This is a genomic window from Candidatus Contendobacter odensis Run_B_J11 (genome assembly GCF_000531125.1).
Classification (GTDB): Bacteria; Pseudomonadota; Gammaproteobacteria; order Competibacterales; family Competibacteraceae; genus Contendibacter; species Contendibacter odensensis.
In genome coordinates this window covers 20,912-38,101 of sequence record NZ_CBTK010000257.1, presented here as the reverse complement: position 1 = coordinate 38,101, position 17,190 = coordinate 20,912, and the positions used below count along the sequence as shown (strand labels likewise).

The following is a 17,190-nucleotide window of genomic DNA, read 5'->3' as shown; positions in this document are numbered from 1 at the left end:
TGCGTGTTTTTGCGATGCAGTGGTTTGACTTTGAAAATAAGGCCAGTATCCATCAGAGTAGATGATGAATCAGGACTTTTGCTTGCGTGTAGAGCTGACACAACATAGGGCATAGCAATGACTGCTTACCGACACCGGGAAGAAACTCTCAATACCCAACTCGCCATTCTGCTGTCCCGGTTTGGGGTTCATGCGGATGCCGAGACGATCCAAGCCAAGGGACGGGAGCGGCCCGATGTGCTGTTCAACTGGCGCGGGTTGCGCGTAGTGATCGAAGGCAAGTTCGCCGATCACCCGCAGGCGCGGGAGGTGGTGCTGGGCGATGCGTGGGGGCGAGTGCAGCGCGGCATCGCCAATATCGCCGCCGCCGTAGTTTATCCCAGCTCACTCCGCATCGTAGCGACCCCGCAACTGCTCGACTCGCTTGAATCGTCGGTTTTGGCGTATTGCATGATTTCGGAGAGCGAAGAAACCACGTGGTTCGAGGGGACGCCCGCCGCGATCATGGATGCCTTGCGCCGGACTCAGGAAACGATGGCCCAGGATGACACCGTGGCCAAAATCGCCCAATCCCTGCTGGAACAACTGACTGGCGTGGTGCTGATCTGGATCGGGCAAACCGGCGCTTGCGACCGTTTGTCCGATCTGTTGGGGATGCCCGCGCCGAAGGGCGAAACTGAGGACAAAGCCGAAGGACGGCGCACTACAGCGGCCAAAGTGTCCGCCTTGGTGCTGGCGAACGCGCTCATCTTTCAAGAGCAGTTAGCGATCACCGATAGCCGGGTGACGCCCCTGCGTAAGCTGGAAGGCCGACATAATCTGGTGGATGCTGCTCACGATCATTGGCAGTGGATTTGGCAGAACATCAACTATGTGCCGATCTTCCAACTGGGCGAGCGGGTGTTGGAAGAATTACCGTCCAGCCCGGCGACCTTAACCGCATTCAGAGCGTTGCTGAGAGAAGCCAGAGCCATCTGCACCCATCAATCGGCGCTGCGCCATGATTTGATGGGGCGGATTTATCACTGGCTGTTGCATCACGCCAAATATCTCGGCACCTACTATACCTCGGTATCGGCGGCGACTTTGTTGCTCAAGCTGGCGCTGAGCCGACCCTGGAACCGCGATTTCGGCGACCCGGCGCAACTCGCCAAATTCAAAGTGGCGGATTTAGCCTGCGGCACCGGGACGTTGCTGATGGCGACGGCGCAGGCGGTGTCGGATGCTTATATTCTGGCGCGGGCCAACACCGGGCGCAGTCTGTCGCCGGTGGATTTGCAAACCCTGCATCGGGCGATCATGGAAAACATCCTGTACGGCTATGACGTGCTGCCGACCGCCGTCCATCTCACCGCTTCCACGCTGGCGTTGCTGGCCCCGGAAATCGCTTTCGTGCGGATGAATCTCTACGTCATGCCGCTAGGGCTGGACGGCGGCACGCCACGGCTGGGCAGTCTGGATTTCATCGGCAAAAGCGAAGTACAGACGCAAATCACTTTGGATCAATCACAAATCGAAATCATCCGCGCCGGCGCTGATCAGACCCAAGCGACTAGCGCAACGATACCCGAACTGGATTTGTGCGTGATGAATCCGCCATTTGTGCGCAGCGTCGGCGGTAATCTGCTGTTTGGTTCGCTGCCCGACGAACGCGGCGCGATGCAAAGCGAACTGAAAAAGCGGGTCAAGAATCTTCAAGCCAATATCACGGCGGGGCTGGGCGCGGTGTTTGTGGCGCTGGCGGATGCGTCGCTCAAACCCGGCGGGCGGCTGGCTTTTGTGTTGCCGCACGCGCTGGCTTCCGGCGAGGCGTGGGGTGCAACCCGGAAACTGCTGGCGGATCGCTATCATCTGGAAATTGTGGTGTCGAGCTACGATGCTGAGCGCCCCAACTTCTCCGAAAATACCGACTTATCCGAACTGCTGTTCATCGCCCGCAAGAAGCAGACGGGTATGGAAGCGGCAGAGACTACGACCTACATCAATTTGTGGCGCAATCCGACCACCATCCACGAGGCGCTTGATCTGGCCGAACGATTGAAAACCCTGCCGGAAGGCATCATCCGTCCACCGTCCGGCAGTACCGGCGAGGCATTCAACCTGCCTGCCACGACCAGCGCAGAAAACTGGCACGGCGCGTTGTTCGCCCGCAGCGATTTGGCGAAAGCGTTTTTAGCGCTGCGACAGGGGCAAGTGCGTTGGCCAGGACAAGCGGCAGTTTCCGTTGCTCTGTGTCCGGTCAGCAAGATCGGCAGCATTGGCCCCGACCGGCGACGCATCCACGAAGCGTTCGATCTGTATAACGATGTTCCGACGCTGCATCCGGCATTCTGGGATCACGAGGCCGATAAGGTCAGAACGCTTCGGCAACAGCCCAACGCCTGGCTGCAACCTCGAACGACTCCGCGCTATGCCGACCGAGCCGCTACGGCGGACTACGCCGCTTATCCTTATCAACTGTGGAGCATGGCCGGTGACATTCTTTTGACCGAGCGGCTATGGCCGATCACTCATCGGGTTCTGGCAGTGAGTTTCGATCAACCCGTACTGGGCAATACCTGGTGGGCGCTTAAAACCGAGGTTTCGCCGGAACGCCGCAAGGCGCTATTGCTCTGGCTCAATGGCAGCTTATCGTTGCTCGCCTTTTTCGGAAGTCGGGTAGCCACTCGCAGCGCCTGGATGCAGATGAAAAAACCCGCTTGGGCAGCAATGCCGGTTCTGGATGTGCGGGTGTTGAGCGATGCGCAGGTTACAAGTCTGGCTGCGGCCTATGACGCGCTGTGCGACCGGGAACTGCTGGCGCTCGCCCAACTGAATGTTGATCCGGTGCGGCAGGCGATTGACGAGGCGTTGATCGCGGCGCTGGGTTTGCCGGATTTAGCGCCGCTGCGGGAAATGCTGGCGCGGGAACCGGGACTGACGGGGAAATCGGCGGTATTATCAAAATAATCAAAAAGGTAGGAAGTCAGATGAACCAGACCGGTGTCCGTTTTATTCCCTGTGGAGAGTTCGTCAATGAGAGTGAGCGCATCGCCGTTGATCGATTACGCTCCAAATTGCACAGCGTCGAGGCGTTCTGGATTCTGCTCTCCAACCTGAATCATTCCGCACATTCTGGTTCACGTTCCGACGAGATTGATCTGATCGCCATTGGCTCACCCGGCGTCTACGTCATCGAAATTAAGCATTGGGACGCTGCTTATCTGCGGCAGCAGGCGCCGGTTGCCGAACCGGAAGCGGAGCGAATCAACGCCAAGGCCAAGCGAATCGCCGGCAAGTTACGCCGGCATTTTGATCCGGGTTTCGTCACTGCCCGACTGTTATTGACTCGAGGCGAATTGCATCTGGAAACTGCCGGCAAAGCGCGATCCCAAGTCCGTGGAGTGGCCGTGTTCGGTTTGCCGGAATGGCGCGAATTGCTCACGGTGGACGGGCCGGTTCGCCTGACCCCGGCGCAAGTGGAACAGGCGGCTCAACTGCTGGAGCCAATGGTGAAGGTGACCTTGAACGGGGAGTTGCGAACCTTCGCCAGCCTGATCAACCTGGAACGGCTGTCGGATAAAGCCGATGCCTTTCATCGCAGCTACCGCGGCCAGCATCCGACCCGCCGCGACCGGGTGATTCTGCATCTGTACGACCTGTCCGCCAGCGCCGACAAGCAACCGCTGGAATTGGCCCGCCGGGAGTTCGATACCCTGCAACGCTGGCAAAAATCGCCGTTCGTGCCGAGCCTGCTGGATTCTTTTCAGGATGCCGACGGCTATCCGGGCGAGTTGTGCTTTTTCTCCTTGGTGGATCCCGCCGCCCCAACCCTGATCCAACGCGCTCAGGATATGACTTGGGATCCTCCGGCCCGGCTGGCGTTTGCCAGCGATGCGATCCGCGCCCTGGCCGGGTTTCATCAGCCCGACCAGCCTGACCAGCCGCCCTTGCTCCATCGGCGGATAACGCCAGCCAGTCTGCGGGTGCGGCACAACAACCGTCCGCTGTTCACCGATTTCAGCCTGAGCCGGTTGACCGATGCGCCAAGTATTTCCGCCGTGACGGTGGATTTCGGGGCGATGACGCCGTATGTCGCCCCGGAACTGCTGACTGGCGGGTTAGCGGCGGCGACCTCGCCCGCCGATGTTTACGCGCTGTGCGCCACGCTGACGACGCTGTTTACCGGCGTTGATCCTTTGGCGGGAGCGGCACGGGAGGTTCTGGCGCGGGGTTGTCGTCCGCAGCCGGCGGAGCGGGCCACGCTGACCGAGCTGGCGACGGCGCTGGATGCGTTGCAAGGCGTCGTGCTCCCCACGCCGGATTTGCCCGCGCCGGATTACTGGGATGAGGACACCCTGATTCCGTTCCAGAACTCCCGCTATAAAATCCTCAGCCGGCTGGGTTCGGGCGGGATCGGCCAGACTTTCAAAGTGGTGGAGCTGGATATTCATTCCGATGAACGGTTCGGAGCTTATGTCGCCAAAACCGTGCGTCATCAGGAGGACGGCGAAGCGGCCTTGCGGGCGTATCGTCAGGTTCGCGCCCATACCACCCACCCCAATTTGTCCACCATTCACGAGATTGCCCCGGAATGGCGGGCGAATGGTTTTGTGGCGTTGCTGAAATGGATTGAGGGAATGCCGTTACAGGATTTGATTGGGGTATTGCCGCTCTACGCCGAGGATTTAGGCGAATCTTCGGCAGAAACATTAGCGTTGCGCTGGCTGCTGGAACTCTGCGCCGGTTTGGGCGAGTTGCATCAACACGGTCTGGCGCATGGCGATGTCAGCCCGCGCAATATCATTGTCCAGGGCGGAACGGTGGTGCTGACTGATTACGACAAGGCCAGCGCAGCGGGTGGTTTATCGCGCGGCGGCACCCCCGGTTACGCCAGTCCAGGAGTGCAAAATCGGGCCACGCTGTATCCTGCCGATGACGTTTATGCACTGGCCGCCAGTTTCTTTCACCTGCTGTTCGACTGTGAACCGGTACCGAGTGGCCCGGAGCAGGGGTTGAGCTGGCCGGGTTTGGCCGGTTATGAACGGTTGCGGCCCTTTCTGGAACGCGCCACTCATCCCCAGCCCGAACAACGCTTTGCTAATGCTGCGGTGGCCCGGCAATTTCTATGGGGATTGCGGACGGATGACGGGAATGCCGAGCCATTCATCGGCTCCCCGGAGCCAGCAGCGCCGCTGACGCCCAATACCGCACCTTGGCTGAATAACCTGCTGTCGGCTTATCCCGGTTCCCGCCACGGTAATAGCGAAACCCGTGGTCTGGATTCCCCGTTTGCGGTCGAAACTTATGTCGAAACCCGACTGGATTCTACCCTGCTGGCGGAAATTGAAGCCGGACACGTTAATCTGGCGATCCTGTTTGGCAATGCTGGCGACGGCAAGACCGCATTTCTGCAACATCTGGCTCGAAAATTGGGAGTTGAGGAGGTTCATTCTTCACGCCGGATTTGGGAATGTCGGTTGGCAAATGATCGAATGCTGCGGGTCAATCTGGATGGTTCCGCCGCATGGCAAGGCCGATCGGCGAATCAGTTGCTCGATGAGTTATTTGCGCCTTTCCAGCAACCGGACTATCCACGCGAGAATGTCCATATTGTTGCCATTAACAGTGGCAAGTTACTGGAATGGATTGAATCGCATGAACAGGAAACCTATCTGACCCGGCAATTACGCCAGGTTTTATTGGGCGAAGAAGTCAAGCTTGATCCCGGTTTCCGCCTGATTGATCTCAACCAGCGCTCTCTGGTCGGTGGTGTGGAGGGCGCATCGAAGCAGGTGACGACTGCTTTTCTTAATGCGCTGCTGGATCGGTTGCTCGGAGTTGATGCTGATTATTGGCAACCCTGCCGGAATTGCAGCGCCCAATCTCGCTGCACCGCTTGGTATTCCGTGCAAACCCTGCGGAATGCTGAATCCGGGCCGCGTTTGCGATCACGGTTGACTGACGCTTTGCAAGCCTGTCACCAGCGCGGTGAGGTTCATATTACCGCCCGTGAATTGCGAGCCGCATTGTCCTATATCCTGTTTGGCGTTCATGATTGCGCCGAGTTGCATGAAAACCCTGAATTGTGTCCGCCCCGCTATTACCAACGGGCCTTTGATGCACATTCTCCGCAACGACAAGGTGAGTTACTGGCGGAACTGGTTCGATTTGATCCGGCGCTGGAGGCGAATCCAGCGCTGGATCGGCAATTGCTCAAAGACGCGCCACTACATTCGCTGAATCGCTTGGCGGAAGTTCGCCGCCGGGCTTATTTTGAGCAACCGGACGCGGTGATTCAATTAGCTGATGGTCGTCATCTGAATTGCTTCCGCAATGCGCCGTTGTGTTCCGTCGAGGAACTGAACGCGCTGGGTCGGGAACTTTGTTTAGGCATGGCGCGGTTGGAAGATTTGCCGCCTATCGCTTTCGATTCCCAGTATCTGGAAAGTGGAGCGCCGTTGCGGATTACGCCACGAACCCCGATTGAAAGCGCCTTTTGGGTTGTAAAGCCTTGGGCGCGCTTTAGTCTGGAAGCGCCATTGCCGGATAGCGCCGAGGGTTTGGAGACGTTGCATACGCATTTGCGGCTGATTTATCGCTACGGTAACGGCAGTACCGAGGCGTTGCTGATCAATCTGGAACTGTTTCAGCGACTGATGGAGTTAAAAAGCGGAGTGCAAATTTCTGGAATTGCCCAGGAAGGAGTTTTCGCCAATCTAAAGATTTTTACACAGCGCTTGGCGCGAGAAGATGCGCGTGAGTTGTATGGCTGGCATCCGGCTGAGGAAGAACAAGTATTCCGGTTACGGGTGGAATTGCAGAATGGCCGGCAGACGTTGATTCGGGAAATACTTTAGGTCGTTTTACAGGAGTTAGCAGTTTAAGCATCATTTTCAACTTCACTTGAGGCCACACTATGCCACGCACCGCTCGCAACATCGTTGAAGAATCGTTGACCAAACAACGCGCTGACGCGCTTTGGACGGCGAATTATTTGCCAGCTTTGCCGATGACTCCGCAGAATTTTGATGTCGGTGCTTTATTGCCAGCAATGCTGTATCTAGCTCGTTGGGGTCATCGTCGTGGTGTTGGTAGATTCGCCGCAACTTTCGGTCAGCAGGAAGGGAAAATTCAAAAACCCCCGACGATTGCTGATGTCGCCAGACGATTAGTCCAACCAGAATCAACTTTGGGTAGTTTTAACGATGCAATAGGGCAATATCTACTCGGTGATTTATTGTTGGCGTATTGTTTGGAAAACAAAGGACGTGCCTTGGGTCATAATGAACAAGTGCAACGGATTTTTCCTGCTCATTACCTGTCAAGCTGGGTTGATTTGCCCAAGGAAGCAAATCATCTACGTGGCGTACCTGAGTTATTGACAGTTTTACTAAATCAACAGAAGACTGGTCAGTATCTTGAATCAGGCAACCAAAATCGGAAAGAAAAATTCGCTATTGGAGCAGGTTTTTCTGATAATGCGCTGCTGACCCTGTTTGGACAACAGATGCTTATTCAAGGTCAAAATGCCAGCAATTTAACTTCGGATTTTTTTGTTGAAGAAAATGCAACCAATATCGGTATAGATGAACTGCTGGCTGTGCGTACAGCGCAAGCCTGTGGTAGCGCACCACTCAAAGCAAAGGGTATTGATGTCGAGCGTATTTTTAATCGGCATCCCCTGGCGCATCGCGCCGCTGAAGCGTTGCGGGAAGACCTAAGCATATTCATCATGGCGTATGGCGATGTTGTACCCCGCCAAGCCTTTCTACAAATGCTGGAGGCAGGGATCAGCGTGGGAATGACCAACTTGCTGCTGTCCACTACCAGTCTGCTCACAGTTTGGGAAGTTACCGGTCAAGTTCCTGAAGCCACCCAACAGATTTCCCTACCGCTATTTGTGGATTGTTCCCAAGGCCAAGATAAGATATTGCGTGATCTATCCGAAGGTTCTACATCGGAAGGTATTCGCCGCTTTGAACGGCTACCGCTGTTGATGATGTTGCTGCGGGTACTGGATGACCGGGTACGGATTGATCGAAAACTACGTGATTCCCTTCCCGCTAACATTCCAGATGCCACTGACTGGATCAACCTGTTAGGTGAAATCTATCAGGAACGGCACCCGCGATCCGATGCTATTACAAACGCATTGGATGAGGATTGCCAGCGTTTGGCTGAACCGTTGGAAAACGATCCAGACATAGCTGAACCTGAAATAGCTCATCATCTTCGTCATAGCCGGGGCAACCCTGCTTTGCGCTTGGCTGAGACTTTATGCGAACTAATGGGTGATAAACTTCAACGCACTCACTACGTGAAATGTCTGGAAAATGCACTGATGACTGATCAGCCTAATGGTTTTGCCATCAAGCGCCGAGTGCAACGCAGCCAATCTGGATCAAATCGTCGGATGGATTTACGCTCTATTGTACTCACCACGCCATTATTGGAGTTTTTAGTGCATCGTCACCTGCGCCGGACAGCCACAGACCCTGTATCTTTGTCTTTGCAGGGCTTCATTAAATTGTTGCGAGATCGCTACGGTCTTTATATTGCCCAGGAACCGCCCGGTCAACCAATTCCCCAGGAAATGCTGTTGCGTAACAAGGCTTATTTGGAGCGGCGATTGCGTGATTTGGGATTGCTGATTGGGGTGAATGACGCTGAAAGCATGAAACAATTAAAATCGCATTATCGTGTGGAGACATGTAATGTTGCCTGACAATGCAGTTCCGCTGCTCGCTAAAGCATTCACCAAGCTGCTAGGACGACCCACATTAGGCGGCATGGCTTATGTTCGCTGTCTGCCGCCCGATATAGTTCGTACTTTGGCGAAAGATTTACGTTTCAAAATCACGGGTTGGCAAATTGCCGCCGTGGTTGAATTAGAACAAACTGATCACCGCTTGATTACTGCGGATCGGGCAGTGGAATGGCGTGAGGATAAACAAGATGCTACGCTGTTGCTGGTCGATTCTGCCGTCGCCGGTGCGGGAATGGACGGTATTTATAGCGCAGCACGGGAAATCAATGAACGCGAGTTATTTGATACCGCCCATGATTTAGCCCGCAATCATTTACCGCGCAATTACAAACTGTTTGTCAAAAAAGCCCTCACTAAAGCCTGGCGAGCCGGACGCCAACGCGCCTTGGTTCCTTGGAGCGTTTTTATTTATCTATGCCGCGCTGCTCAGGATAAAGCCGAAGTCGGCAAAGGATTGCCGGAAATTGGCTTATGGCCAATCGCTATCGGCGACAAACCCAGTGAACAGGATTTGGATCGATCCGCTATTTTGGCCGAAAAACTGTTTCCTATCCAAGGAGTGCGCCTGACTCCCGAACAGCGGGTAGAAACCCTCAAGCTCGATGCTACTGACAAAGAAACTGAACATCGCCTAATCCACTTTCTCCGTGAAACTGAACGACTGCCACGTTTAGAAGCGCTGGCGCGAGTTGAAGAGGAAGCAGGTTTCTATCTCAACCGACTGCATCCGGGTTTATTTGAAGAACAAGCGCTTCAATCTATTCACTGGTTGCCTTGGCGTGGAAAAACCGGCAAACCGTTAAAATGGTCCGGCCTATCCGAAAACAGCGAATCTGCGGAAAATAAAAAAACCCAACGGCGTTTGATGCTCTTACTCAATCCCGATGGCGATAATCCCAAGGAACGCGCCCGCCTTGAAGTTCGTTGGCGCGTGGAACCAGACACCCTAGCTAAGGGAGCCGTCGATTATGTGGTTTCAGTTCGCACCGAGCAGGATATATTGGCGGAAACTCATATTTCACATTCCGGCAAGCCAATCCAGAAAGCGGTATTCACTCAAGACAGTTTCGATGAATTGGATGAGAAGGCGCTATTTGAACCACAAGTAGTCATTCGCGCTTTGGGTGATAATGCTGGTGAAACCGAGAGCGAAGATTTCATCCTCTGTTTCGGCCAAGACAATTCAGAAACAGTCACTAGAGGTAGCGGTAAGGTTTATCCAACCCTGGCCTTAGCCGTGGCCCATATTGTCCCGGAGGGCGAATCGTATAAACGCTTGTTGAAGCAGTTTTACGACGGGCAGATCTTTAGTCATGACAAAAACGGCTATATCACCTGTCGCTGGGAAAATAAGATCGCACGAGTCTTTGGTTCGCCATTACTGGCTGAACTGGCAAAAGAATGGACTGCGCATGACGGCGCGTTGGGGCGCTGGCGATTACGGGTTCGGGCCGATGGCACGCAAGTTGGCGCAGCGGAATTTATTCCGGCTGATAGTGATTTATCAGCGGAAAAGCTGATTCAAGCATCACGCAAGTTCGCTGATTGGCTCAAGGGCAGTCAAGGGCCACTGGGCATCATTTATAACGATGCAAAAGTTTTTAATGACTATGTGTCGGCGGCCAATGAAGTCTGGAAAACTAGCCCCCCCGAATTAACCCTGATTCACACCTTGGAAGTGGTCTCTCTGGCCGGGCGCTGTCTGGGATTGATTGTGCTACCGACTCACCCGTTGCGCGTCGCGTGGCAACAGAGTTTCGATCTGTTGGTCGAGTACCACCGCTACACCGAAGATCTGGCTGCGCCTAAAATCAAGCATCTGCTGGAAACCGTCACCGGCGCTCACCACCCGGCCTTTCTGCCCGGACTGAATCCCGGCGAAACCTTTGTGTTTGCCGACACCCTCGGTTTTCACGCCATTGCCCTGACCCCGATTAGCGATCCAGAGCCGAAAGCGACCGTGGCGTTGCTGGCGCGGTTAATCGGCGACGGCGATAACGCTGCCCCCACGGTTGGTAAAAGCGCGGCGCTGGCATTGGCTGAAGAAGTCCGCCGCTATCTGTATCTGCATCCCGATTACCGGCGGATTCAGGTTCACGCCTTGCGGGCTGGCGATGCCATGCCGGTCGCCCGCGCCCTCGGCAAGGCACTCCCGACGGTTAATAATGATGAAGAAGCGGAGTTGCCCGATCATGAGCAATTGCGCCGCGAAGAACACGATCTCTGCTACGAACTCGATCTGTATCCCGCAGCAGGGCAGGCGACCGAGCTGACCGGGCGCTTCCTGTCCGCTACGGTAGAACGCCGCCGCAGCGGCGCCGGTTCGGTGCCAGAAGAAGATCGCTGGTTCATGACCAGCGTATCGCGCCCCGGCAGCGTCAATTTGCCCCGCTTGCGCTGGGCGCGGCGCGATACTCCAATCCCGGAGACTCCCGCGCATCTGGCGCTGACCTTCGATGTGTTCACCTCCCGCGTGGTCTGCCGCCTGTTATCCAGTCTGCCTGCCGGCGGCGTTCTCGAAGCGCACGGCCTCACCCTGATGCCGACGCGCGAGTTTCAACCCGGACCGCCTCCGCACTGGATCAGCTTCATTCCCGCTGATCCGAAAGGGGAATCTCATCCCGCGACCAAACTGCTCACCACCCGCCAAATCAAGCTGCACAGCGTCATTTTACAGGCGGTCGCCCGCCATCTGGGCGGCAATGCCGAAGACTGGCCGGTGCTGTTGACCGAAGTGGATACTGAACAGGCCAACCTGCTGGAAAATCTGCACGGTCTCTGCGATTGGGTCATCACCGCCGACCGCAACGCCGGGCTGGAGTATTTCGATTCTCCCCGTGACCTGCCGCTGGTCTACGACGCTTACCTGATTGACTGTGTGCCGGAACGCGATGATCTCGGCTTCCTGCAACTGATCACTTCCACCAGCAGCTTCGACGAAGTGCGGCATCTCCTGGATGGCGCGTTGAACGAAATGGGACTGTCCTCCAGTCAACGCAACTGCGAATTTCTGCTGAATGCGCTGCGGGCGGTGAGTGGGCGGCTGGCGCTACGGCTGGCGGGTCTGGGCCACACTCCACAGGAAATGATCGCGGTCGCCCTGGTTCATCGCCATTGCGCCCAAGCTGGCGAGACCGACAAAGTCTGGCTGGCGCTGACCGAAGGCTTTTTCATCCCGCTGGATGATGTTCCCGAACTGTTCCGCGAACCGGATCAAGCCCTGCCCGGCAACGAACAGCGCGCTGATCTGCTGCACATCAGCACCCCCAAAAAAGGCAGCGGACTGCGGATTGCCTTCATCGAGGTCAAATTCCGCCGCTATCTCAAAACCGCCCGCGCCCCGGATTTGGCGGAAACGATGGATCAGCAGATCGACGCTTCCTGCCGACGCTGGGAACAACTGTTCGGCCCCAAGACTTCGGCTTTGGAAAAGACCGTCCATCGCGCCTGGCTGGCGCGCATCCTGCGCTTCTACGCCCGCAAGGGTCGTCGCCATACCCTGAGCGAAGACGCTTTCCAGCGGGCAATGCGGGAAATTGACCGGCTGGTGAAGAAAGAGACCGATCCGCCGGCGCTGGGTGAATTGCAACGGGCTGGCTTCGTGTTCTGCCCGGAATACCACGGGCGGCAACCGGCGGAAATCAGCCACGGCGGCGAAGCGCCCTTGTGGTTGTTTGGCCCCGACCTGCTGCCGGAACCGGGTATTCCTCTCAGTCCCGATTCCACTCCAGCGCCAACCGCGCCGAAAACCCCGCCGGTCAACTTGGCCGTTCTCCCCGCCTTGGATAAGGAGGGGTGGCGCGAAACGCCGGAGTGGTTGGATGCGTCCAGCGCGACCCCCGACCCTTTGGATCACCCACCCTTGGCAGGAGAGAACCGGAGTCAGGCCGCTGCCGCCATCCTGCTCGGCCACCGCGAATCGGGCGACGAGCCGGTGATCTGGCGGATCAGCATCAAAGCCAACCCGCACTTGATGATTCTCGGCCTGCCCGGCATGGGTAAAACCACCTGTCTGATTAACCTGTGCCAGCAACTCGCAGCGCAACACATTACCCCGATTGTTTTTTCCTATCATCAGGATCTGGACCAGCAACTGGCCGCGCAATTACCCGACCTGCCGCTGACCGTGCGCTACAACGGCTTGGGCTTCAACCCGATGCAGGTGAACGGCGTCACCCCAACCGCATATCTCGACAACGCCGGCCAGTTGCGGGACATTTTCGCCGCCATCTTCCCCGATCTGGGCGAATTGCAGTTGGGTTCGTTGCGTGAGGCGCTCAAGCAAAGTTATCTGGATCAAGGCTGGGGGCCGAGCCAGCGCGGCGAGGTTCCCGCCTTTCGCGCTTTCCTCGACCTGCTCCGCGCCGATGCTCGAACCGACCGAAAGCTGCTGAACCGTCTGGCGGAACTGGACGACTACGGCCTGTTCGGCACCGGCGGCGAATTGCCCAGTCTGCTGGATCAAAATCGTCCAGTGCTGATCCAGATTCACGATGCTCGCAACGATGTCCTGCAACGCGCTTTCGCCACCTTCGTGCTGTATAACCTTTACCAGACCATGTTTCGCCGTGGTCTCGCGCCGCGCATCACCCACGCGATCATTTTCGACGAAGCGCACCGGGCGGCCCGGCTCAAGCTGATTCCCACCATGGTCAAGGAATGCCGCAAATACGGGATTGCGTTTGTGGTGGCGTCGCAGGAAGCCAAGGATTTTGATCCGTCGCTGTTCATGGCGGTAGCGAATTATCTGGCGCTGCGCCTGGGCGAGGCCGACGCCAAATTGATGGCCAAGACTTTCGCGGCTACTGATAAAGTCGGGTTGTATGCTGACCGCATCAAGCAGATGCCCAAATACCGGGGAATGTATTACGGCGAGGGGTTAAGAGTGCCGCTGAACGTGGCTTTGCTGGCAGAAGCACCTAATGGGTCATAAGGTGCTAACGGGTCGTCAAGTTCTGCGATTTAGCGGTCTGACTCCAAGAAAGTGCCACTCGCTGCCGGAACTCACGCGCATATCCAGTCTCGATAAATTTTGCAGCAAGACCCTCTAACTACGCCTAAACCTCACTCTCAAGACGCCCCTCATGCCGACCCATACCCCTAAAACCACTTATTTGAATGAGTACACCCCGCCCGCCTACTGCATTCCGACGGTTGAACTGCGGTTTGAACTGGGCGATGACTTCACCACAGTCTATTCCCGGCTGCGGATCGTCCGCGCCGAAGCCACGCCCGCCGGTACGCCACTGGTGCTGGATGGTCAACAGTTGGAATTGGTTTCGCTGGAACTGGACGGCGAACCCGTGGCAACCGACCGCTATCAAGTGGACGCCGACCAATTAAGCCTGCTCTATCCGCCCGAAGCCTTTGAACTGGCGGTGATAACCCGCATCCGCCCGCAGGACAATGCTTCGTTGGAAGGTCTCTATCAGTCCAGCGGCAACTTCTGCACCCAGTGCGAAGCGGAAGGTTTCCGCAAAATCACCTATTTCCTCGACCGCCCCGACGTGATGGCGATTTTTACTACCACGCTGGCGGCGGATAAAAGCCGCTATCCGGTGCTGCTGTCCAATGGCAATCCGGTCGCCAGCGGTGACCGGGCCGACGGCCATCATTGGGCGACCTGGCATGATCCCTTTCCCAAGCCCTGCTATCTGTTCGCGCTGGTGGCCGGTCATTTGCGCTGGATTGAAGACCAGTTCATCACCGGTTCCGGGCGGGCGGTGACGCTGCGAATTTACGTCGAACCGGACAACATCAGCCAGTGCGATCACGCCATGTACTCGTTGAAGCAGGCGATGGCCTGGGACGAGCGCCGTTTCGGGCTGGAATACGATCTCGATCTGTATCAGATCGTGGCGGTAGGCGATTTCAACATGGGCGCGATGGAGAACAAGGGCCTCAACGTCTTCAACACCAAATATGTGCTGGCCAAGCCGGAAACCGCTACCGATGTCGATTATCAGGGCATTCTCGGCGTGATCGGCCACGAGTATTTTCACAACTGGACCGGCAATCGGGTGACCTGCCGCGACTGGTTCCAACTTAGCCTCAAGGAAGGGCTGACCGTATTTCGCGATCAGGAATTTTCCAGCGATCTCGGCTCACGCGGGGTCAAGCGGATTGAAGACGTGCGAATTCTGCGCAGCAGCCAGTTTCCGCAGGACGCCGGGCCGATGGCCCATCCGGTGCGCCCGGATTCCTACATCGAAATCAACAACTTCTACACCGTTACCGTTTACAACAAAGGCGCCGAAGTGATTCGGATGATCCAAACCCTGCTCGGTCGGGACGGCTTCCGGCGCGGCATGGATCTCTATTTTCAGCGCCATGACGGCCAGGCAGTCACCTGCGATGATTTCGTCGCCGCAATGGCCGATGCCAATGACGCTGATCTGACTCAGTTCAAGCGCTGGTATCACCAGGCTGGAACCCCGGAACTGACCGTCAGCGACGCTTACGATGCAGCAACTCGCACCTACACCCTCACCGTGCGCCAATCCTGCCCGCCGACGCCGGGGCAGCCGCACAAGGAACCGTTTCATATTCCACTGCTGCTAGGCTTGCTGGACCGCAACGGACAGGATTTGCCGCTGCAACAGGTGGGAGACGATGAGCCGCAAGGAACCACCCGGCTACTGGAATTGCGCGAACCGGAACAGGTGTTCCACTTCGTCAATGTGCCGGAGCGCCCGGTGCCCTCGCTATTGCGCGACTTCTCCGCGCCAGTAAAGTTGAACACGACGGAAAGCGACGATGATGTGCGCTTCCGGCTGGCGCATGACCGCGATGATTTTAATCGCTGGGATGCCGGCCAGACTTTGGCGATCCGTGCACTTCTCGCCCTGGTCGAAGATCGTCGGCAGGGGCGGACGTGGATGCTGCCGGAATCGTTCAGCGCTGCGTTTAGCCGGGCACTCACTTCTGCCGCCGATCCGGCGCTGTTGGCTCAGGTGCTGACTCTACCCAGTGAAAACTATCTCGCTGAACAGATGGCGATCGTGGACGTGGACGGTATCCACGCTGCCCACAGCTTCGTGCGGCGGACACTGGCGGAACGGCTGCGCGATTCATTACTGGCGACCTATGAGACTTTGCATCAGCGGGAACGGGACGGCTACCGGATTGATGCCGTTGCTATCGGTCAGCGGGCGCTAAAAAATATCTGCCTCGATTATTTGATGCAGCTCGACGATGCCGATTTGCGCACTCTCTGCCTGCGCCAGTTCCGGGAAGCGGGCAACATGACGGATCAGATCGGAGCGCTGGCGCCGCTGGCTCATTGCGCTGGCCCGGAACGGGTGGAAGCACTGACAGAATTTTATGACCGCTGGCGGCAGGAGGCGCTGGTGATGGACAAGTGGTTGAGCTTGCAAGCAAGCTCCCGGCTTTCCGGTACGTTGGCGGTCGTTCAGGGTCTGATGCGGCATGAGGCGTTCAGCCTGCGTAACCCGAACAAGGTCCGGGCGTTGATCGGTGTGTTTAGTCAGGCCAATCCCGTACATTTTCACGCTGCTGATGGCAGCGGCTATACTTTCCTCGCCGATCAGATTCTGGCACTCAATGCCTTCAATCCCCAGATCGCTGCACGGCTGATGGCGGCGTTCACTCGATGGCGCAAGTATGATCCGGATCGCCAGCAGAGGATGCAAAACCAGATCGAGCGAATCTTGACCACGCCGGAGCTATCGCCGGATGTCTATGAGATCGCCGCCAAAAGTCTGGGGCGGGAAGGGTGACCGGATCCAGGATCGCGATGAGTTTGCTGCATTGCAAAAATTTCGGTTGACTCCCGGAATTGCGCGATGCAAAATACTCAAACCGATGTTGCGTTGCACAATAACCTTTGAACCCATGAATCAGGAGAGTATGTGATGGCTAACAATCCCTTCAATCCATTCGCCAATGTTGATTTCGCCAAGTTCGATATGAACAAGTTTGACATGAGCAAAATGCTGGGCGATCTCAAGATTCCCGGTTTTGACATGGAAGCCGCTGTCGCCGCGCAGCGCAAGAACATTGAAGCGCTGACTGCCGCCAACCAGACTGCGGTACAGGGCATGCAGGCGGTGGCGCAGCGGCAGGCGGAAATTCTGAGCCAGGCCATGAGCGAAGTGTCTGCGGTCGTGCAGCAACTATCCAGCGCGGGCAGCAATCCCCAGGAAATGACCGCCAAGCAGGCCGAACTGGCCCGTAAGGGTTTTGAGCAGGCGCTGGCTAATGCGCGCGAGCTGGCCGAGATGGTCAGTAAGTCCAACACCGAAGCGTTTGCCATCATCAACAAGCGTGTGACCGAGAGCCTGCAAGAACTCAAATCACTGGTCGTCAAATAAGGCAGCGGGTTCGCAAGCCCGTTTAATGAAGCGGACAGGCCGCACGGATTTTCCGTGGTGGCCTGTCCGCTTATTTTTTTTGGGGTTCCCGCTGCTGACGCTAGAGAT

The 17,190-nt window shown here is 56.7% G+C and carries 6 protein-coding genes; all 6 read left to right on the top strand.

Annotated features, from left to right (window positions below; all coding sequences use genetic code 11):
- Positions 1-117: 117 nt before the first annotated feature.
- The 6 genes from BN874_RS14980 to BN874_RS14945 all read left to right on the top strand — a co-directional run bounded on the left by BN874_RS14980 (position 118) and on the right by BN874_RS14945 (position 17,082).
- A complete protein-coding gene (locus tag BN874_RS14980) occupies positions 118-2,949 on the top strand; it encodes an N-6 DNA methylase (RefSeq protein ID WP_034434968.1) in 2,832 nt (943 codons plus the stop codon).
- Between the two features lie 20 nt (positions 2,950-2,969).
- Positions 2,970-6,839 (top strand): NERD domain-containing protein kinase family protein, encoded by a 3,870-nt coding sequence (locus BN874_RS14975; RefSeq protein ID WP_034434967.1) that lies wholly within the window; start codon positions 2,970-2,972, stop codon positions 6,837-6,839.
- A gap of 59 nt (positions 6,840-6,898) precedes the next feature.
- Entirely contained in the window at positions 6,899-8,707 is a 1,809-nt protein-coding gene (locus tag BN874_RS14970) for a methylation-associated defense system protein MAD7 family protein (RefSeq protein WP_051497896.1), read from the top strand.
- Entirely contained in the window at positions 8,697-13,682 is a 4,986-nt protein-coding gene (locus BN874_RS14955; protein WP_051497895.1) for a hypothetical protein, read from the top strand. Before BN874_RS14970 ends, BN874_RS14955 begins: the two co-directional genes overlap by 11 nt.
- A 151-nt stretch (positions 13,683-13,833) precedes the next feature.
- A complete protein-coding gene (gene pepN / locus BN874_RS14950) occupies positions 13,834-16,488 on the top strand; it encodes an aminopeptidase N (RefSeq protein ID WP_034434965.1) in 2,655 nt (884 codons plus the stop codon).
- A gap of 135 nt (positions 16,489-16,623) precedes the next feature.
- Complete coding sequence (locus tag BN874_RS14945) at positions 16,624-17,082, top strand: phasin family protein (protein WP_051497894.1); 459 nt, start codon at positions 16,624-16,626, stop codon at positions 17,080-17,082.
- Positions 17,083-17,190: the final 108 nt, after the last annotated feature.